Annotated in this window: 16 protein-coding genes; 9 read left to right on the plus strand and 7 right to left on the minus strand. The window is 63.8% G+C overall.

Features of this window, described 5'->3' with window-relative positions:
• Positions 1–53 precede the first annotated feature (53 nt).
• Both FJ953_RS03320 and FJ953_RS03325 read right to left on the minus strand, forming a co-directional pair.
• Positions 54–926, minus strand: a complete 873-nt coding sequence (locus FJ953_RS03320) for a 50S ribosomal protein L11 methyltransferase (RefSeq protein WP_140557545.1) — start codon at positions 924–926, stop codon at positions 54–56.
• 10 nt (positions 927–936) lie between these two features.
• Positions 937–1,515 (minus strand): SCO family protein, encoded by a 579-nt coding sequence (locus tag FJ953_RS03325; RefSeq protein WP_140495247.1) that lies wholly within the window; start codon positions 1,513–1,515, stop codon positions 937–939.
• A 220-nt stretch (positions 1,516–1,735) separates the two neighbouring features.
• Between FJ953_RS03325 and FJ953_RS03330 the strand changes: the two genes are divergently transcribed.
• The 3 genes from FJ953_RS03330 to FJ953_RS03340 all read left to right on the plus strand — a co-directional run bounded on the left by FJ953_RS03330 (position 1,736) and on the right by FJ953_RS03340 (position 3,740).
• Positions 1,736–2,239 carry a CreA family protein gene (locus FJ953_RS03330; RefSeq protein WP_140630936.1) on the plus strand — a complete coding sequence of 168 codons (504 nt, stop codon included), beginning with the start codon at positions 1,736–1,738 and terminating at the stop codon, positions 2,237–2,239.
• Between the two features lie 85 nt (positions 2,240–2,324).
• Entirely contained in the window at positions 2,325–2,966 is a 642-nt protein-coding gene (locus FJ953_RS03335) for a DapH/DapD/GlmU-related protein (RefSeq protein ID WP_140557546.1), read from the plus strand.
• A 333-nt stretch (positions 2,967–3,299) separates the two neighbouring features.
• Positions 3,300–3,740, plus strand: a complete 441-nt coding sequence (locus FJ953_RS03340; RefSeq protein WP_181165307.1) for a low affinity iron permease family protein — start codon at positions 3,300–3,302, stop codon at positions 3,738–3,740.
• 79 nt (positions 3,741–3,819) lie between these two features.
• On the opposite strand, the gene FJ953_RS03345 is transcribed toward FJ953_RS03340, so the two are convergent.
• Positions 3,820–4,686: an SDR family NAD(P)-dependent oxidoreductase gene (locus FJ953_RS03345; RefSeq protein ID WP_140623139.1), complete on the minus strand. Its 867-nt coding sequence runs from the start codon at positions 4,684–4,686 to the stop codon at positions 3,820–3,822.
• A gap of 158 nt (positions 4,687–4,844) precedes the next feature.
• Here FJ953_RS03345 and FJ953_RS03350 point away from each other — a divergent pair, with 158 nt between their 5' ends.
• On the plus strand, positions 4,845–5,126 hold the full coding sequence (locus tag FJ953_RS03350) for a hypothetical protein (protein WP_140557550.1): 282 nt from the start codon (positions 4,845–4,847) through the stop codon (positions 5,124–5,126).
• Positions 5,127–5,130: 4 nt separating this feature from the next.
• Here the strand turns inward: FJ953_RS03350 and FJ953_RS03355 are convergent, their stop codons facing one another.
• Positions 5,131–5,706 (minus strand): TMEM175 family protein, encoded by a 576-nt coding sequence (locus FJ953_RS03355; protein WP_140495258.1) that lies wholly within the window; start codon positions 5,704–5,706, stop codon positions 5,131–5,133.
• A gap of 237 nt (positions 5,707–5,943) precedes the next feature.
• Here FJ953_RS03355 and FJ953_RS03360 point away from each other — a divergent pair, with 237 nt between their 5' ends.
• Both FJ953_RS03360 and FJ953_RS03365 read left to right on the plus strand, forming a co-directional pair.
• Complete coding sequence (locus FJ953_RS03360) at positions 5,944–6,348, plus strand: SH3 domain-containing protein (protein ID WP_140521197.1); 405 nt, start codon at positions 5,944–5,946, stop codon at positions 6,346–6,348.
• A 197-nt stretch (positions 6,349–6,545) separates the two neighbouring features.
• Positions 6,546–7,754, plus strand: coding sequence for an MFS transporter (locus FJ953_RS03365; protein ID WP_140623141.1), 1,209 nt, complete (start codon positions 6,546–6,548; stop codon positions 7,752–7,754).
• Between the two features lie 12 nt (positions 7,755–7,766).
• Here the strand turns inward: FJ953_RS03365 and FJ953_RS03370 are convergent, their stop codons facing one another.
• Positions 7,767–9,239 carry an MATE family efflux transporter gene (locus FJ953_RS03370; protein ID WP_140495264.1) on the minus strand — a complete coding sequence of 491 codons (1,473 nt, stop codon included), beginning with the start codon at positions 9,237–9,239 and terminating at the stop codon, positions 7,767–7,769.
• A gap of 167 nt (positions 9,240–9,406) precedes the next feature.
• On the minus strand, positions 9,407–10,897 hold the full coding sequence (locus tag FJ953_RS03375) for an esterase-like activity of phytase family protein (RefSeq protein WP_140516565.1): 1,491 nt from the start codon (positions 10,895–10,897) through the stop codon (positions 9,407–9,409).
• A 309-nt stretch (positions 10,898–11,206) separates the two neighbouring features.
• Here FJ953_RS03375 and FJ953_RS03380 point away from each other — a divergent pair, with 309 nt between their 5' ends.
• The 3 genes from FJ953_RS03380 to FJ953_RS03390 all read left to right on the plus strand — a co-directional run bounded on the left by FJ953_RS03380 (position 11,207) and on the right by FJ953_RS03390 (position 15,622).
• A complete protein-coding gene (locus FJ953_RS03380) occupies positions 11,207–13,618 on the plus strand; it encodes an FAD-dependent oxidoreductase (protein WP_140623143.1) in 2,412 nt (803 codons plus the stop codon).
• Positions 13,619–13,630: 12 nt separating this feature from the next.
• Positions 13,631–15,184 (plus strand): trimethylamine methyltransferase family protein, encoded by a 1,554-nt coding sequence (locus FJ953_RS03385; protein WP_140623145.1) that lies wholly within the window; start codon positions 13,631–13,633, stop codon positions 15,182–15,184.
• A 123-nt stretch (positions 15,185–15,307) separates the two neighbouring features.
• Complete coding sequence (locus tag FJ953_RS03390; RefSeq protein WP_140567336.1) at positions 15,308–15,622, plus strand: hypothetical protein; 315 nt, start codon at positions 15,308–15,310, stop codon at positions 15,620–15,622.
• Positions 15,623–15,807: 185 nt separating this feature from the next.
• Here the strand turns inward: FJ953_RS03390 and FJ953_RS03395 are convergent, their stop codons facing one another.
• Complete coding sequence (locus FJ953_RS03395; RefSeq protein WP_140623147.1) at positions 15,808–18,504, minus strand: UvrD-helicase domain-containing protein; 2,697 nt, start codon at positions 18,502–18,504, stop codon at positions 15,808–15,810.
• Positions 18,505–18,582: the final 78 nt, after the last annotated feature.

Genomic DNA, 18,582 nt, shown 5'->3' on the forward strand with positions numbered 1-18,582 from the left:
CGCATGGAGCTGGAAACCGGAATCGATTTTCAGCAGGGCCAGACGGGGCTGCGTCACCGTTTGAGATGGATCGTCACCCAGCCTTCGCGGTGCAGCGTTCTGACATGGCGAAAACTCTGGCCGACATAGGCGGAGATCACCGCGTCGCGCTGCCGGTCGAGAATGCCTGACAGCACCAGCGAGCCGCCGAGGCTGATGTGTCGCGCCATTTCCGGAGCAAGCCGCATCAGCGGCCGCGCCAATATGTTGGCGATGATCAGGTCGAAAGGCGCACGCCTGGCAAAGATCGGATGGTGGAATCCGGGCGCGGTCACCGTCTCCACCAGCGCCTTTACGTGGTTGAGCCGTGCATTGGCGGCGGCAACGCTTACCGCCACCGGATCGATGTCGGTCGCAAGCACGGGAATATGGAAGAGCTTGGCCACAGCGATGGCCAGCACCGCGCTGCCGGTGCCGAGATCGAGCGCGTTGCGCGGCCGCTCGCGCCGCGTCACCTTTTCCAGCATTTCCAGGCATCCGGCGGTGGTGCCGTGGTGGCCGGTGCCGAAGGCCAGCCCCGCTTCGATCTCGATGGCAAGCTCGCCACTGTGGCGTTTGCGGCGATCATGCGCGCCATGCACGAAGAAACGGCCGGCACGCACCGGTTTCAGCCCTTCCAGCGAGCGCGCCACCCAGTCGATATCGGGCAAGGTCTCGCGCTCGACCGGCCTGGACAGGGCTAGCCCTGCCAGAATGTCCTTCACCCGCGCCTCGACCGCATCCACATCGCCGTCGGCATAGAGAGAGACTTCATGAATGTCCGCGTCCTCATCGACCTCCAGCACGGCTATCGGCAAGCCTTCGTCCTCAAAGGCGGCATCGAGGGCGGCGAAAATTCTGGTGGATTCGATCTTGCCGGCGGTGAAATGGAGCCGCGTCTGGGTCATGGATTTCGCATCAGCCCTTGGCCGCGAGGCGTTTGAGCTTTTCCACCGCGGTGTCGGCGCTTTCGCCATAGGCGATCGTGCCGGCGAAATCGCCCTTGCCGTTGAGCAGCAGCACCGAGGCGGTATGGTCCATCGTGTAGTCGCCGTCGCCGGTGTCGACTTTCTTCCAGTAGATGCCGAAGGACTTCGCCATGGCGTGGACCTTGTCCGGGTCGCCCGATATGCCGGTGATGCGGTCAGAGAAATTGCTGACATAGGCGTTCATGACCGCGGGGGTGTCGCGCTCCGGATCGACCGAGACGAAGTAGGCATGCAGGTTCTTGCCGTCGTCACCAAGCGTCTTCAGCCAGCCGGACAGTTCGAACAGCGTGGTCGGGCAGACCTCTGGGCAATGGGTGAAGCCGAAGAAGACGACGCTGGGGTGGCCCCGGAAGGCGGCTTCGGTGATCGGCGCGCCTTTCTGGTCGACCAGCGTAAAGGCGGCACCGAAAGGCTCGCCGCCATAGTGGCCGCGATACCAGTCGAAGGTCAGCCAGCCTATGCCGGCCGCCATCAGGACGAGAATGCCGACCAGTATTGAGCGCATCATCCGCAGGATTCCGTCTTGTAATTTCATCGGCATGCCGGTCATGGCCAGGCAGCCCTCGGTTCGGCGAACAGTCTTAGCGGTTCGACCGGGTACACGCAAAGGTGCCGCGTTGACGCAACCGGCCGTGACCTATGCCGGCGTTTTGATCGGGGCCGCCGGCTTGCAATGCAACGTCCTTCGCCCCACCTGAGACCGGCAAACTTGAACCTCGGAGGCTATCTTGCAACGACTGATTGGGCGAAATCTGATCGGCGGCGCCCTGGCCGCGTGCCTTGTCCTTGGCGCCGGTGCCGCAGTCGCCGATGAAGTCGGCAAGGTCGGCGTCGACTGGCTCGGCAACGACATCATCGTCGAAGCGATCAAGGACCCGAAGGTGGACGGCGTCACCTGCCACGTGTCCTATTTCGACCGCGGCATCATCGACCGCCTGCACAAGGGCAACTGGTTCGAGGATCCTTCCGATTCCTCGATTTCGTGCCGCCAGACCGGTCCGATCACCATCGGCGACATCGACATGAGCGAAGGCGGCGAGGAGGTGTTCAAGCAAGGCATCAGCCTGATCTGGAAGAAGCAGGTGGTGAACCGCATCTACGACAAGGCCAACGAGACGCTGATCTACCTCTCGCATTCGCGCCAGGTGCAGAACGGCTCGGCCAAAATGTCGGTCACCACCGTGCCGCTCTACGGCCAGAACGTGGTGTGGACCAAGGGCAAACCGAAATAGATGGATCCGTTTTTCCGTGCAATTGACCCGACCGACAATTGCTCCCGGCTTGCGGGAGCTATTGCCCTGACGTAAAGCCGCCCGTATGGACCGTTCCGAAAATCTCGTGCTGAAAGATCCCGAGCCGCGTATCCATCCGACGGCGGAGCTGAAAGCATGCAAGCTGGGCCGCTACGCCTCGATCGGCGAGCGGGTGGTACTGCGCGAAGTGAGCGTCGGCGATTTTTCCTACTTCGAGCGGCACGCCGAGGCGATCTACACGAGCATCGGCAAATTCTGCTCGATTGCCGCCAACAGCCGCATCAATGCACTGGATCATCCGATCGAGCGGCTGACCCAGCACAAGGTCAGCTACCGGCCCAACGAATATTTCCGCTGGCTGGGCGTCGATGCCGTCTTCCGCGAACGACGCCAGGCGAAGGCGGTGAGCATCGGCCATGACGTGTGGATTGGCCACGGGGCCGTGATCATGCCCGGCCTCACCATCGGCAATGGCGCCGTCGTCGGCGCCAATGCCGTCGTCACGCATGACGTGCCGCCTTATGCGATCGTCGCCGGGGTGCCGGCCAAGCCGCTTCGGCCGCGCTTCGCAGCCGATGTCGCGGCGCGGATCGAGGCTCTCGCCTGGTGGGACTGGCCGGTCGAAAAGCTCGCCAGCGCCGTTCCCGACATGCAGGCCATGACCATCGAGACCTTCCTGGACCGCTGGGAAAATCACGCCGCGTGAGTGACGCCGGCGCGGCTGAAGAGCACGCGCATTTGCGCCAAAGGCGCGCTTCAGGGAACCACTGTGCGAGCGCTCCGGACTGAACCCCTTCCGTCATGCGGGGGTGGCGCAACGGAAGGGGCTGGAGGTAAACCGCTGTGAAGCGGAAGGAACAGGCCTGTTTTGCCTGCACCGTTACTGTGACACCAAACCGATAAAGTGTGTTGTCCTTCCGATTCCCTTGATGCGTGCATTCGATTGCGGCGGTTGTATTTCTTTCCGATGGGAACCCGATATGGCCGCCGGTTGTTCCTTCCGGCGTACCGCACGGCGCGGCGCTGTTTGAGGGACCCCATGATCGAGAAGCTCTTCACCAAAATCGCCAACCGGGTAGCCCACCTTGCGGGGCTGTCGCCGACATTCGCACTCTGCTGCCTGATCGTCATCATCTGGGCAGTAAGCGGCCCACTCTTCGCCTTCTCGGACACTTGGCAACTGGTGATCAACACCGGGACGACGATCATCACCTTCCTGATGGTGTTTCTCATCCAAAACACCCAGAATCGAGACGGCGCGGCAATCCAGGCCAAACTGGACGAGTTGATCCGGGTCAGCGAAGCCAAGAACACCTTCATCGGTATCGAGCATCTGACCGAAGCCGAGGTCCAGGAGATCCGTGCCAAATGCGAGCGGGCAGCGAAGCGGCATGACGAGAAAATCGCGGCCGTAGCTGCCAAGAAAGCCGTGGCGTCAAAGAGCAAACCGAAAAAGCAGGTGGCTCGAAGCACCGGCTGAAACCGGTTAACCCCCAAGGGTTCCGTCGTTGCTCGAATGCGACCCGATCCGAACACCGGCTCTCATTTTTCGGACATGCTCATTGCTTCATGAATGCCGCGAAGGCATCCTTGTGGTCGGGGTGCCAGCGCGACAGAGCAGGGCGGTTTTCGATGATGTCGCCGATCGCCCAGGCCATGCGTTTCTCATCCAGCGGACGCGTCACCTCGTTGTCAGGGCACAGGATGTAGAAGTCGCGCTTTGTCAGGGATTCCAGCATGAAATCAATGACCTGTTCGCCGGTCCAGGCGTCGGCCGGCTTCTCGGTCGCACCCTCGGTCAGGCCGGTATAGGTGAAGCCCGGGATCAGCAGATGCGCCGACAGATGGGCACCCGGTTCGTTGCGCAGGGCATGCGCCAGTCCCTCGGTAAAGGTCTTCACGCCGGCCTTGGAGACGTTGTAGGCAAGGTTTCCAGGCGGCGTGGTGATGCCTTGCTTGGAGCCGGTGTTGACGATCAGGCCCGGCTGGCGGGCCGCCAGCATGCGGGGCACGAAGGCTTCGACGCCATGCACGACACCCCAGAAATTGATGTCCAGCAGCTGCTTCCAAGCGTCGCGGTTCTCCCACGGCTTGCCCGGGTTGTTGCCGATACCAGCATTGTTCATCAGCAGCGACACATTACCGAAGGCGCCAAAGGCTCTTTCGGCGAGACGATCCACGTCATGCGCCGTCGAAACGTCGGCGGCGACGGCCAGCACGGCATCGTCGCCGGCGATCGCGGAAACAACACGGGCCGCGTCGTCAAGACGCGGGCCGGCGATATCGGCGAGCACGATCTTCATGCCCATGAGAGCCAGCCGCTTCGCGGCCGCAAGACCAATGCCGCTGGCAGCACCGGTAACGACGGCGGCATTGCCCGAACCAAGCGCGGGCAAAGCGGTCTGGAGTTCTGCGTCGGTCAGCATGGGCGGCGGATTCCTTCTTGCGATGGCGCCGAACTTAGCGCCGGAGCGGGCTGGCGCAAGCCTCCACGCGCCTGGCTGCGCTTCAGCAGCCTGCTGGGCCGGGTTGACCGGCCCAGCCGAGACTGCGCATGGTGCCTCGCAAAAAGGAGATTTCCCGATTGACGGACTGGATCGAAATCCTGAAGCAGCAGACCACCATCGGCGATCAGATGAACCGCGAAGTGCCGCAGATGCTGGCAAACCCCGAGATCAACGAAGCACAGGTGAAGACGCTGTTTTCCGCCTTGGAAAAACAGGCGGATTTCGTCGAGAAGCTGCGCATGGCGCTGGAAAAGTTCGGCCATGACTTTGCGGTCATCAAGGCGGCGGAACGGCTGGAAGAGCGCTACGCCGATCTTGCCGCGTCGGTGGCCGAGAAGCTGAAAGCGATGCGCGAATAGATCCCTATTTTTCGATCACGCGTGCGAAACGCCGGTCCGGCACAAGCCAGACCAGGGCAACCAGTACATAGATCGCGACGCCGATCCACTGGCTGATGAAGGTCAGCGGGATGGCGCAGAGATAGGCGACAAGCGAGATCTTGCCCTTGCGGTCGTTGCCGATCGCCCTGGCAAAGGCCGTATCGTTGCCGTGCAATCGGTGAAGCGTCACGACGAGAATGAAGTAGGCGATGGCGCACAGCGCAAGATCGGCGCCGTAGACGGCGACCGGCACCGGCGCGAAATGGTTTTCGCCCATGAAGGCCGTCGTCACCGGCATCAGCGACAGCCAGAACAGGAGATTGAGGTTCGCCCACAACACGCGGCCGTCGACCCGCTGCACGGTGTGGAACATATTGTGCAAATTGTTCCAGTAAAGGCCGACGTTGATGAAGGACAGCACGTAGCTGAAAAAGATCGGCCATAGCGGCAGCAAGGCCGAGAGATCCTCGCCGTGCGGCACCTTCAGTTCAAGCACCATGATGGTGATGATGATGGCCACGACGCCGTCGGTGAATGCCTCGACCCTGCCTTTGCCCATGATTTGCGCCCTATGTCCGGTGTCGATCGTTGAAGATGGTAAATCGTTAGCTGATGTTGTCAGGCCGATAAACGCCATCCGGGGAATTTCTCAACTATATCAGGGGAAACTCTCCCGCCAGGCCGGCTCGCGGCAATGGTTTGCTGTGGCAAATTGTTGACTTTTCTTGCCACAGTCCTCCATCGAAGACAGCCTCGGCTGAATCACATAAGGCCGAGCGATCGAATGGAGTGACTGATGAGATTTCGATTTCTGCTCTGCCTCGCGACCATTCTGGCCGCCATCCTCGGCACGTCGGCCGCCGCGTTCGCCTACAGCGCCCACACCACCACCAACCTCAACGTGCGCTCCGGGCCCGGGGCGGGATATGCCAAGGTGGGGACGCTGCCAGTCGGCTACAGGGTGAACGTCACCGGCTGCCAGCCGGGTTGGTGCAGAATCCATGGCGGCGGCCTCAGCGGCTGGGCCAGTTCCGGCTATCTCTCGCGGGCCCATGTCGTTCGCCCGCCAGTGATCATCGTGCGCCCGCCGCATGGTCCGCCGCACTGGCAGCATCGGCCGCACCGTCCTCCGCACCATCGCCCACCGCACAAACCGCGTCCCGGGAAGTGCAAGATCGCACCAGGTTTCTCCTGCAAATAACGGATTGCAGCGGGGTCACACGACAGGATGTCGTGACGGATCGGAACCATCGGCTCCGACACGAGCCTGTTCAGCCAACGGGTTTCCCGGTCCAGACAACGTCCGTCATGCTGTCAGGAGCCCGCCGGCCGGCCGGAACGTCGGGAGTAAGGGCGCGTTAAGGTCGCGATCCCTGAAACTGATGAAGAGGTTTGGCCATGGCCATTCGTGACTTGGCGCATTCGCGCAACGAAGCAGGCGGCGAGGCTCTCGCAATTCCGGTGGTTGCCACAATGATCGCCGTTCTGTTTGCCGGCAGCACGGTGCTGACGCCGCTGTACATCATCTACAAGCAGCAGTTCGGCTTTTCACAGATCACGCTGACGCTGGTCTACGCGGTCTATGTCGTCGGCAATCTCGGCGCCCTGCTGATGTTGGGCGGCGCGTCGGATGTCGTTGGGCGCCGGCCTGCCGCTCTCGCGGCCATGATCGTCGCCGTCGCCAGCGCGCTTGTCTTTCTGTTCGCCAACAATGTCGTTCTGCTCGATGTGGCGCGCGTCCTGAGCGGGCTTGGCATCGGTGTCGGCGCGGGGACCGGAACGGCATGGATCGCCGAGCTTCTCCCCGGCGCTGACAAGGCGCGCGCCAGCGTCATTGCCACCAGCACCAATTTCCTGGGCCTCGGTTTCGGCGCACTCGTCTCGGGACTGTTGGCGCAGTATGAACCGTGGCCCTTGCGCCTGGTCTTCATCGTTTATCTGGCGGCGCTTGTGATCGTCTCCATCCTGGTCTGGCGTACACGCGAAACGGTGGCGGAGCCTGGCGGCCTCGGGCAGATTTCCATGCGGCCGCACTTTGCCGTGCCGGATGAAATCCGCGCGCGCTTCGTCGCGCCGGCGGTGACCGGTTTCGGCGCCATGGCGCTGGTCGGCTTCTATGCCGCGGTGGCGCCAAGCATCCTGGCGCAGCAACTGCATGAGACGAACCATGCTGTCGCCGGTGCGCTGTTCTTCGAATTGGCGATCGTCACCGCGCTCAGCATCGTAGCGCTGAAGCAAATGCAGAGCGGCAAGGCCATGCTGACCGCGCTGGCGTTGATGATTCCCAGCATCCTCATGGTGGTGGCGGCGCAGATGCTGGCGTCGATGGCGCTGATGATCGCCGCCACCGCCTGCTGCGGCGTGACGGCCGCACTCGGCTATCGTGGTAGCCTGCAGGTGGTGAACGAGATCGCACCGGAGGATCGCCGCGCCGAAGTGGTATCCAGCTTCTTCATCTGCTGCTTTATCGGCAATGCCTTGCCCGTCATCGGTATTGGCATCATCTCGACCTATGCCAGCCCCATCGCGGCCAGCCTGGCGTTCGCCGGCATGATCATCGTGTTTGCGCTGGTCGCGCTGGGCTTTGGGTTGAAAAACAGGCCTTGAGAGCGGCCAGCTTCAGCCGTTCGGCGTCTCTGGGGAAAAATGCGCGCGCTGGCGCGGCACGCCGAGCCCGGTGTCGGGCGGCTCGCCGGCGGCCGGCCGGTTCTCGATCATGTGCAGGGTGCGCCAGCCGCCGAGACGGTAGTAGGCCGCGGCCAGCAGCAGGGAGGTGATCGAGCCGGCCGGGAAACTCCACCACAGCGCTTCCTCGCCGATCACATCCCGCATGAAATAGGCAAAGCCGGTGCGCACGACCAGCACCGAGATCACCAGGATGACCAGCGGCGGCATCACGGCGCCCGTGGCGCGCACGGTGGCGAACAGCACGATGGTGACGCCGAACAGGATGAACGACCAGGACGCGACGTTGTTGATGTGAGCGGCGATGTCTATCGCCGCGCTGTCGCGGCTCAGGAACAGGCTGAGGATCGAGCGATCGAAGACCCATAGAAGTGCCACGAGAGCACCGGTCAGCACCAGGTTGAAGCCGACGCCTGACGCTGCGATGCGGCTGATGCGGTCCCAGCGGCCGGCGCCGACATTCTGCGCCGCCATCGAGGACACGGCCGCGCCGATGGCGAGCGCGGGCATCTGGATGTAGGTCCATAACTGCGCGGCGATGCCGTAGGCGGCGGCCACCTGCGAACCGTAGGAATTGACGATGCCCATCACCGTCAGGGCCGCGGCCGAAATCACGATCATCTGCAAACCCATCGGCACCCCCTTGAAAACGACGACGCGCAGCAAGGCGGGATCCGGCCGCAGCAGCGCCAGATTGGCGCCGGCCAGACGCAGCGGGTGCTTACGGACATAGAGCACGATCAGGATGGCAATGACGCTCACCGTCTGGCCGACAAGCGTCGAGGTTGCCGAGCCGGCGATGCCGAGCTCTGGAAACGGCCCGATGCCGCGGATGAGCAGTGGGTTCAAGATGATATCAAGCACGACGGCTAGCGCCATGAAAAAGAACGGCGTGCGCGAATCGCCGGCGCCGCGCAGCACCGTCATCACAAAGGACAGAAGGTTCATCATCGGCACGGCCACGAAGATGATGCGCAAATAGGAGCGCGCCAGCGGCAAGGCGTCGGGCGGTGTGCCGAGCGCGCCCAGAATGGCGTCTACCCAGATCCAGCCGCAGACGGCGAACAACACCGAGACGAAGAAGAAGAAGGTAGCGCTGGTGCCGACGATGCGGCGCGCCTCGGGTAGGTCGCGGGCGCCGACCGATTGCGCCACCAGTATGGTGGCCGCCATGCCGATGCCGAACACGGTGCCGAGGATGAGGAACAGCACCAGATTGGCATTGGAGGTGGCGGTGAGCGCGGATTCGCCGAGGAAGCGGCCGACCCAGACGGCGTTTACAGAGCCGTTGAGCGATTGCAGCACGTTGGAGCCGAGCACCGGCAGGGCGAACAGCAGGAGCGTGCGCGGAATGGGGCCGCTGGTCAGGTCACCGGTGCGCCGGCGCGCGGGCATCTTTTCATCCATGGCGGGCATCCGGCAAAGCTGGTTCTTTTGAGTCCGGCACGCAGGATACCGCAGGCCCGACCGGGATGCACCCTTGCGAAAGGAGCGACGGCGGGCAAGGCACGCCGTCGTGCATCCGATCAAGCTTGTCGGGCAGGAGGCGCCAGGCGGCGCCTCCTGCAAGATGCTTACTTCCTGGCGAGGCCGGGAAGCGTGACCTGAAAGACAAGGAACATGGTGTCGACATCGGCGCCGTCCTCGGCCTTGTAGGGCGCGCCGACCTGGAAACCGTCCTGGGCGAGGAAATCGTTGTCGTTGGCGACGAACAGGAAATAGTCGTCGGGCAGCTTCGGATCGAGCACGCTCGCCAGCGACATCGCTTCCCACTTTTCCGAGAGGTTGTCCTTGTCGTTGGGCGCGCCATTGTGCAGGCCGAAGCGGGCAAGCTCGGCCTTGTCGTTGATGTCGATGAACGGCGTCAGCCTTGCCGGCGTCACCGACGGATCGAGCACGCCCTTGGGCGCCACCGGCTTGTCGGCGGCATCGAAGGGACCGCCGGCGATGTCGGTCGCGCCGGAAAGGTCGACAATGTCGATCTTGCGATACAGCGACTCTTCGCCCTTCAGGCCCTGGCCATTGCCGCTGTCGCGCGCCAGCATCAGGAAAGCCGTGTCCGACAGCGCCACGATCTCGCTTTGCGCAGCCACCTTGGTCTTGCCCTTGGCGTCCTTGAACACCGGCAGCGGCACGACATATTCATGTGCCAGCTTGAGATGGGCAAGATCGGAGGCGTCATAGATCAGCGCCCTGGTGTTCTGGCGCGTCGAGGCCGAATCGCCGCCGTCCTGCCGGGTCGCCGACTGCAAGACCGCGATCACGAACTTGCCGTCCGGCGTCATTGCCATGCCTTCGAGGCCCTGATTGTTCTGGCGGCCGGTTTCGGGATCCTTTGGGTCGGGTTCGGCAGCACCTGGGCCCGGATTGTCGGAAGCAAAATTGGCCGTGCCGTGGCGCATCGGCACGAGCGCGGCCGGAGGCTGGGTCGCCGACATCAGACGGCCGTCGGCGGAGAAGCGGTAGATGTCGGGACCGTATTCGTCGGAAACGAGCATGGTGCCGTCGGGCAGCCGCACGATCGCCTCGTTGTCGAGCGCGAGCTTGCCATTGTCGGCCTGCGGCAGGACAGGCATGTCGCCGGCGGCGGGACGCACGCCGTTCAGCGGGTCGAGACCGCTGGCGTCGGCGCCCTTGTCGTCGGTCAGGAGCATGGTGTCGGCGAGCGTCGCCTTGACGCCGGTCTGCTCCTGGCCGGCCGCGGGCGCGGCACCTGGCGCCACCGGGGCGAACTCGATGTTGATCGTGTTGAGGCGCGGCCGGTAGTCGGTGGTACCGACGACGTTATAACCGCGGTCGGGCAGCAGCCACAGCGAGCCTCTGTAGGTGCCGGCATCATGCGTCCAGCCCGCGGTGTCGATCGACATGCCGGAGCCGGAGCCGAAGGTCTCGCCGAACCTGTCGCGCTGGCCGGCCGGGATGCGGCCAACCCCCACCAGCCCCTTGTTGACGAAACTGGCGCCGCCGACGCTGGCCGAGCTGTCGGCGAAGGCGGGCAGCGAAACGGCCGAGGCCGCCAGCGCGGCGACCAGCAGCCGCAACGAGAATGAGCGTAGATGCGTCATGGATATCCCCTTGATGACAAAGCGCCGGGACGGCGGAATTCTGAGGTTGCCTGGCGGCGGCGAGGCTGCCGCCCTGGAGGGCCGCTTGTGCCCTCGGCAAGCGGTCTAAGGCGCGAACATGATGCTTGCATGACAGTTGGTGACGCATTCGCGTCGGCCCGCCGCGACGCTGCTGGGGAAGTGCGGCCGCGCCGGAAAATCGATCGTTCCAACACAGGTTCGACAGCGTCCAGGAGCTGTTCGCAGTACTAGACACTTATGTACAGTACGTATATGGTGCCGGTTTCGGACAGTCCGGGGAGGGAAGCCTTGAAGTCTCACTACCGCGCAGTCGTCATCGGGGGAGGAGTGGTGGGCGCTTCGGTGCTCTATCACCTGGCGCGGTTCGGCTGGTCGGATGTGGCGCTGATCGAGCGCGCCGAACTGACGGCGGGGTCGACTTGGCATGCGGCGGCGGGGTTCCACGCGCTCAATGCCGACCCCAATGTCGCCGCGCTGCAGGATTACACCATCAACCTTTACCGAGAGATCGAGGCCGAATCCGGCCAGGACGTCGGCCTGCACATGACCGGCGGCGTCAACATCGCCAGCGATCCGGCGCGCTGGGAGTGGCTGAAATCGGCCTGGGCGGTATTCCAGTCGGTCGGCATCGAGACCGCCCGGCTGGTGACGCCTGACGAGATCAAGGCGATCTGCCCGATCGTCGACGTCACCGGCGTGCTTGGCGGCCTCTACGATTCCAACGAGGGCCATCTCGACCCTTACGGCACGACGCATGCGTATGTCGGTGCCGCCAAGAAGCGCGGCGCCGACGTGATCCTGCGCAACCGCGTGGTCGAGCTGAAGGCGCGCGCCGACGGCCATTGGGATGTCGTCACAGAGCAACGCACCATCACCGCCGAGCATGTCGTGAATGCCGGCGGGTTGTGGGCCAAGCAACTCGGCCGCATGGCCGGGGTTGAACTGCCGGTGACGCCGATGGAGCACCATTATTTCGTCACCGAGGACATTCCGGAAGTCGCTGCCCTCGACAAGGAGATCGGCCTGGCCGTCGATCTCGACGGCTTTTCCTATCTGCGGCAGGAGCGCAAGGGCGTGCTGCTCGGCGTCTACGAGCAGAACCCGAAGCACTGGAACATGGACGGCGCGCCGTGGGATTACGGCATCGAGCTCATCCCCGAAGACATCGACCGCATCGGCCCGGAACTTGCCAAGGCGCATGAGCGCTTCCCTTGCCTGGCGACGGCAGGCATCCGCAAATGGGTCAACGGCGCCTTCACCTTCACCCCGGACGGCAATCCGATCGTCGGGCCGGTCCGCGGCCTGAAGAATTACTGGGTCGCCTGCGGCGTCATGGCCGGCTTCAGCCAGGGCGGCGGCGTCGGCAAGTCGCTGGCCGAGTGGATGATTTACGGCGAGCCGCAGGCCGACATTTTCGGCATGGACATCGCCCGCTACGGCGCCTTCGCCGCAAACCGGGAATATCTCAGGCAGACGACGCGACAGTTTTATTCTCGTCGTTTCGTCATGACCTTTCCCAACGAACGGCTGCCTGCGGGCCGGCCGCTGAAACGCCCCGGCGCCTATGACGGCATGAGTGCGGCGGGCTGCGAATGGACGGCTTCCTGGGGGCTGGAAATCCCCGCCTATTTCGCGCCGATGGGATTCCGCGAGGAGACGACGCTCAGGCGCTCCAACGCCTTCGACATCGTCGGTGACGAGGCGCTGCAAGTCCGGCGCGCCGCCGGCCTCATCGATATCTCGGCCTATGCGCGCTACGCGATCACGGGACCGGGCGCGGAGGCCTGGCTCGACAGGCTGCTGGCCTGCAGGCTGCCGAAGGCGGGACAGGCGAGGCTGGCGCCGATGCTCGGGCCGGACGGGCGGCTGAAGGGCGATCTCACCGTCTTCAACTGGGGCAATGGCGACTACTGGCTGATGGGCTCCTACTATCTGCGCGAATTCCACATGCGCTGGTTCGAAGCGCATATGGCTGAAGGCGTTTGCGTCACCGATATTTCAGATGCGATGTCGGGCTTTCTGGTCACCGGCCCCAATGCCAGAAAGATCGTCGAGCGCACGACGCACCAGGACATCTCCCCCAAAGCATTGCCATTCATGGCATGCGGCGAATTCGACATTGGCATGGTGCGGGCAAGGATGGCTCGCCTCTCCATCGCCGGCGAACTCGGCTTCGAGATCAACTGCCCGGCCACCATGCATGCCACATTGCGCGAAACGCTGCTTGCCGCCGGCGAGGATCTCGGCCTCGCCGAGATTGGCTATTACGCACTCAACGCGCTTCGGCTGGAAAAGAGCTTCGGCATCTGGTCGCGTGAATCCACGCAAGGCTACACGCCCGGCCAGACAGGGCTCGACCGCTTCATTGCTTTCGACAAGGGCGATTTCATTGGCCGCGAGGCGGCGCTGGAGGAACGCAAGGCCGGTGTTGCACGACGGATCGTGACGCTGGAAGTCGATGCCATCGACGCGGACGCCAGCGGCTTCGAGCCGGTCTGGCACGGCGCTCGGCGCGTCGGCTTCGTCACCTCCGGCGGCTTTGGCTACACGATCGGCAAGAGCGTCGCGCTAGCGTTGGTGGATGGCGATTTTGCCGAGGAAGGAACGGCGCTTTGCGTGCACATTGTCGGCACCGAGCGGCCGGCGCGTGTCATTCCGGCTTCGCCCTACGATCCCTTGGGCAAGGCGATGCGGCAATGAGGAGGTTTCCGGATGATCGATGACGCGGCACGCGAAGGCAGGCGCGAGCGCCGGCGAGGACGCATCGGCGAGGCCGGCAGCGAGAGCAGCCGCCGGCCCAATTACCGCTCGCTGAAGAACCCGTTCCTGCCGCAGCCAATCTTTTCGGACGACCACGTCGCCTCGATCCACGACACGGCGCTGCGCGTGCTGGAAGAGCTGGGCATCAAGGTTCTGCTGCCGCAGGCGCGCGACCTGCTCGCTCGCGCCGGCGCCCTGATCGACCCCGAAACCGACATGGTGCGGATCGGCCGCGACATGGTGGCGGCTGCACTGGCCTCGGCGCCAAAATCGATCCAGACCCATGCCGGTGACCGCTCCCGCGATCTGACGCTGGAACTCGGGTCGATGACCTTCCTGGCCGGGTGCGGCGCGCCGAACGTCACTGACCTCGAACGCGGCCGCCGACCAGGCACACTGGCGGCCTTCGAGGAGTTCATCAAGCTGGTGCAGCATTTCGACGTGCTGCACATGCTGGGACCTTGCGTCGAGCCGCAGGACATCGACAACCGTTTTCGCCACTACGCCGTCAACCGGGCGCAACTGACCCTGTCGGACAAGCTTCCCTTCATCTTCGCGCGCGGCACCCCGCAGGTCGACGATAGTTTCGACATGATCAGGTTGGCGCGCGGGCTGTCCGAGGACGAGTTCCGCTCGGGCGCCCATTGCTACACCGTCATCAACACCAATTCGCCGCGCCAGCTCGACATCCCGATGGCGCAAGGCATCATCGACTTCGCCAGGGCGGGCCAGGTCCTGATCATCACACCCTTCTGCCTGGCGGGTGCGATGGCCCCGATCACGGTGGCCGGCGCGCTGACGCTGCAGCATGCCGAGGCGCTGGCCGGGTTGACGCTGGCGCAGATCGTGCGGCCGGGCGCTCCTGTCGTCTACGGCTCCTTCTCCTCCAATGTCGACATGAAATCGGGCGCGCCGGCCTTCGGCACGCCGGAGCATATCAAGGCGACGCTCGGAGCCGGCCAACTGGCGCGCTTCACCGGCCTGCCGTGGCGTTCGGGCGGCGGCAGCGCGGCCAACATCTCCGATGCGCAGGCGGCGCATGAGACGCAGTTTGCGCTGTGGGGCTCGGTGCTGGCAGGCGCCACCGTGTGCATCCATGCCGCCGGCTGGCTGGAGGGGGGGCTGAGCGTTTCCTTCGAAAAGCTGGTCACCGACATCGAGGCGTTGCAGACGGTGGCTGAACTGTGCGCCGCCACGCCCGGCGACGACGATGCCATCGGCTTCGAGGCGATCGCCGAAGTGCAGCCCGGCGGCCATTTCTTCTCGGCAGGTCACACCATGGCGCGCTACCGCACCGCTTTCTACGAGCCGCTGGTGGCCGACTGGTCGAATTTCGGCAACTGGACGCAGGCCGGTTCCAAGACCGCAACCGAACGCGCCACCGGTATCTGGAAGCGCATCCTCGCCGATTTCGAGCCGCCGGCGACGGCCATTGCCACGTCGGCTGTGCTCGATGAATTCATCGCGCGCCGCACCGAACAGGGCGGGGCGGCGCCGGTCTCGTGAGATAGCTTATTCCTCTCATCGTCCTGAATTGTGGGTGCGATCCGGAACCTGCTGCACCTCTCATGCATTCATGGCACGGCCGGTGCCTGCTCGCATTGCGAGCCATTGAGGGAGGACGACCACATGGGTTTCGACCAGTACCACGAACCGCCCGAAGAATTGTCGCAGGAGGTGCGAACCTTCGCCCGCATGATCACCTCGCTGATCGAGGAAGCGGAAGCGATCTCCTGGTATGAACAGCGCATGTCGGTGGAGAAGGACCCGCAGGCCCGCGCCATCATGAAGAACGCGCAAGGCGAGGAGTTCAAGCATTTCGGCATGGACCTCGAATTCCTGCTGCGTCGGAAGCAGGACTGGCGCGCGGAACTGAAGGAAATCCTGTTCACCACCGGCGATATCGTCAAGGCTGGCGAGGCGGGCGAGAAGAAGGTGGATTGAGCGGTCCGGCCCGGGTGGTTACCGAAAGTTCCTTTCACTCCGGACGTCCACGCTATTGGAATTGATTCCAATCAATTTTAGCTGTGAAATCGCAAATATAATTAGCATCAAAATCTACTTCGATTTCACAAGAAAACCTCAGGATTTTTCGGCCAGCTCCTTACCCGAGCCAGTGTCCATTTTTCTCACACCGCCGCGACAAATCCGTCCAGCACGCGTTTCTGGCCGGCTTTGTCGAAGTCGATGGTCAGCTTGTTGCCCTCGATGGCCGCGATGTTGCCGTTGCCGAATTTCTGGTGGAAGACGCGGTCGCCGACGTTGAAGGGGGACGGTGTGTCGGCGACGGATTTGGCGACCAGTTCGCCGTCGATGGTGCGGCCCTTGATCGAGGTGCGGCCGGCGCCGTAGCCGCTGTCGGTCTCGCCATAGCCGATGCGCTCGACCTGGTGGCCGGAGCGCGAGCCCCAGTTGCGATCGGTCGCCTCGGTGCGGTTCTGCTGCGCCCGCTGCCAGCCCGGCGTGGCGTAGCTGTTGGAGAAGGCGCCGGATTTTTCGGCGCCGACATTGTCGAACCGCGAGGCGCCATAGGGGTTCTGTCTTCCTGCCCCCTGGCCGCCCCGGCCGGAAGCGAACGAGCCGCCGCCATAGGAATTGCCGTAGCCGCCATAGGAGTTGCCGCTTTCGGCGACTTCGACATGGGTTTCAGGCAGTTCATCGAGGAAGCGGGAGGGAATCGTCGATTGCCACAGGCCGTGGATGCGGCGGTTGGAGACGAACCAGATGTGCAGGTTCTTCTTGGCACGGGTGACGCCGACATAGGCCAGCCGGCGCTCTTCCTCCAGGCCGGAACGGCCGCCTTCGTCCAGCGCGCGCTGGTGCGGGAACAGGCCTTCCTCCCAGCCCGGGAGAAAAACGGTCTCGAACTCGAGGCCTTTGGCCGAATGCAGCGTCATGATGTTGACGGCGTCGAGTTCGGCGTTCTGCTCGGCATCCATGACCAGAGCGACATGTTCGAGGAAGGAGCGCAGCGATTCATACTCCTCCATGGAGCGGATCAGCTCCTTGAGGTTTTCCAGCCGGCCGGGCGCCTCGACCGAACGGTCGTTCTTCCACATGTCGGTGTAGCCGCTCTCTTCCAGGATGGTCTCGGCGAGCTCAGTATGCGGCGTGGTTTCCAGCGCCTTCTGCCAGCGTTCGAAATTGGCGGCGACCTCGCGCAATGCGGCGCGCGGCTTGGGCTTCAATTCATCGCTCTCGGCGAGCTTGGCAGCGGCTTCCAGCATCGGTACACGCAGCGCGCGGGCCGTGTCGTGGATCTGACGGATGGTGGTTTCGCCGAGGCCGCGCTTGGGCACATTGACGATGCGCTCGAAGGCGAGATCGTCGGCGCCTTGCGCGACGACGCGGAAGAAGGCAAGCGCGTCGCGGATCTCCATGCGCTCATAGAAGCGCGGGCCGCCAATGACGCGGTAGTTGAGACCGAGCGTGACGAAGCGGTCCTCGAACTCGCGCATCTGGAAGGACGCCCGCACCAGGATCGCCATGTCGTTGAGATTGTGCTTCTGGCGCTGATAAGCCTCGATGGTCTCGCCGACAGCGCGCGCTTCCTCCTCGGAATCCCAGGCTGCGTGGACGTTGACCTTGCCATCCTCGGGATCGTCGCGATCGGTGAACAGCGTCTTGCCGAAGCGGCCTTCATTGTGGGCGATGAGGTGCGAAGCGGCGCCGAGGATATGCGCGGTGGAACGATAATTGCGCTCCAGCCGGATGATGGTGGCGCCGGGAAAATCCTTGTCGAAGCGCAGGATGTTGTCGACCTCCGCGCCGCGCCAGCCATAGATCGACTGGTCGTCGTCGCCGACGCAGCAGATGTTTACTTTGTTTTCGCTCACGGGCTGTTCCGCGCCTGCCGGCGCGGGCCCGACCCCTCTTTTCTGCGCGCCTTCGGCGTCGCGGGAGGGGCTTCGCAAAGGCTCGGACGCCCGGTCGGGCTTGCGGCCTTCGGCCGAATGCAAATCCGTAGACGTCGCGCTACGCCCGCTATTTGGCCGCTGCGCCAGGAGCCGCAGCCACATGTATTGCGCGGTGTTGGTGTCCTGGTACTCGTCGACGAGAATGTATCTGAACCGCTTATGATACTCCTTCAGCACGTCCGGATTGGCGCGGAAGATGCGGATAGGGTGGCAGAGCAGATCGCCGAAATCGCAGGCGTTCAGCGTCTGCAGGCGCTCCTGATAGGCCTTGTAGAGCTCGCGGCCCTTGCCGTTGGCGAAACTGCGCGCATCGCCCTCGGCGATATCAGCCGGGCCTTGCCCCTTGTTCTTCCAGCCGTCGATCATCTGCGCGAACTGCTTGGCCGGCCAGCGCTTGTCGTCGAGGCCCTCGGCCTGGATCAATTGCTTGATCAGCCGCACGACGTCGTCGGTGTCGAGGATGGTGAAGTCGGATTTCAGCCCGGCAAGCTCGGCGTGCCTGCGCAGGAGCTTGACGCCGATCGAGTGGAAGGTACCGAGCCAGGGCATGCCCTCGACATTGCCTTCGCCGATCAGGATGCCTATGCGCTGCTTCATCTCGCGTGCGGCCTTGTTGGTGAAGGTCACGGCCAGGATCTGCGAGGGAAAGGCTTTTCCGGTCGCCAGGATGTGGGCGATGCGGGTGGTCAAGACGCGCGTCTTGCCGGTGCCGGCGCCGGCCAGCACCAGAACGGGACCTTCGGTGGTTTCCACCGCCAGCCGCTGCTCGGGGTTCAACCCCTTGAGATAGTCGGGCGCGTTGTTGTGGCCGCTGCGGGCAGCCATGGCGCGCGCGGCGATGCCCGACGGGGCGGTGGGCCGCGCATCGGGTTCATCGAAAAAGGGCATGTCTTCGGAAAAGCCGGACATCGCCCCCGAATGTAGTGATTCGGCGGAGAAAGACCAGAACTGTCTACGTTTTGTTCCACCCCTGATTGTTTCCGGCCT

Source organism: Mesorhizobium sp. B2-3-6 (assembly GCF_006442305.1).
In the GTDB taxonomy this organism is placed as follows: Bacteria; Pseudomonadota; Alphaproteobacteria; order Rhizobiales; family Rhizobiaceae; genus Mesorhizobium.

Coding starts and splice junctions, on each gene's coding strand:
- FJ953_RS03385 (WP_140623145.1), top strand. CDS start 13,631: ATGATCGATGACGCGGCACGCGAAGGCAGGCGCGAGCGCCGGCGAGGA.
- FJ953_RS03375 (WP_140516565.1), bottom strand. CDS start 10,897: ATGACGCATCTACGCTCATTCTCGTTGCGGCTGCTGGTCGCCGCGCTG.
- FJ953_RS03335 (WP_140557546.1), top strand. CDS start 2,325: ATGGACCGTTCCGAAAATCTCGTGCTGAAAGATCCCGAGCCGCGTATC.
- FJ953_RS03340 (WP_181165307.1), top strand. CDS start 3,300: ATGATCGAGAAGCTCTTCACCAAAATCGCCAACCGGGTAGCCCACCTT.
- FJ953_RS03395 (WP_140623147.1), bottom strand. CDS start 18,504: ATGTCCGGCTTTTCCGAAGACATGCCCTTTTTCGATGAACCCGATGCG.
- FJ953_RS03355 (WP_140495258.1), bottom strand. CDS start 5,706: ATGGGCAAAGGCAGGGTCGAGGCATTCACCGACGGCGTCGTGGCCATC.
- FJ953_RS03370 (WP_140495264.1), bottom strand. CDS start 9,239: ATGGATGAAAAGATGCCCGCGCGCCGGCGCACCGGTGACCTGACCAGC.
- FJ953_RS03325 (WP_140495247.1), bottom strand. CDS start 1,515: ATGATGCGCTCAATACTGGTCGGCATTCTCGTCCTGATGGCGGCCGGC.
- FJ953_RS03360 (WP_140521197.1), top strand. CDS start 5,944: ATGAGATTTCGATTTCTGCTCTGCCTCGCGACCATTCTGGCCGCCATC.
- FJ953_RS03320 (WP_140557545.1), bottom strand. CDS start 926: ATGACCCAGACGCGGCTCCATTTCACCGCCGGCAAGATCGAATCCACC.
- FJ953_RS03390 (WP_140567336.1), top strand. CDS start 15,308: ATGGGTTTCGACCAGTACCACGAACCGCCCGAAGAATTGTCGCAGGAG.
- FJ953_RS03365 (WP_140623141.1), top strand. CDS start 6,546: ATGGCCATTCGTGACTTGGCGCATTCGCGCAACGAAGCAGGCGGCGAG.
- FJ953_RS03345 (WP_140623139.1), bottom strand. CDS start 4,686: ATGCTGACCGACGCAGAACTCCAGACCGCTTTGCCCGCGCTTGGTTCG.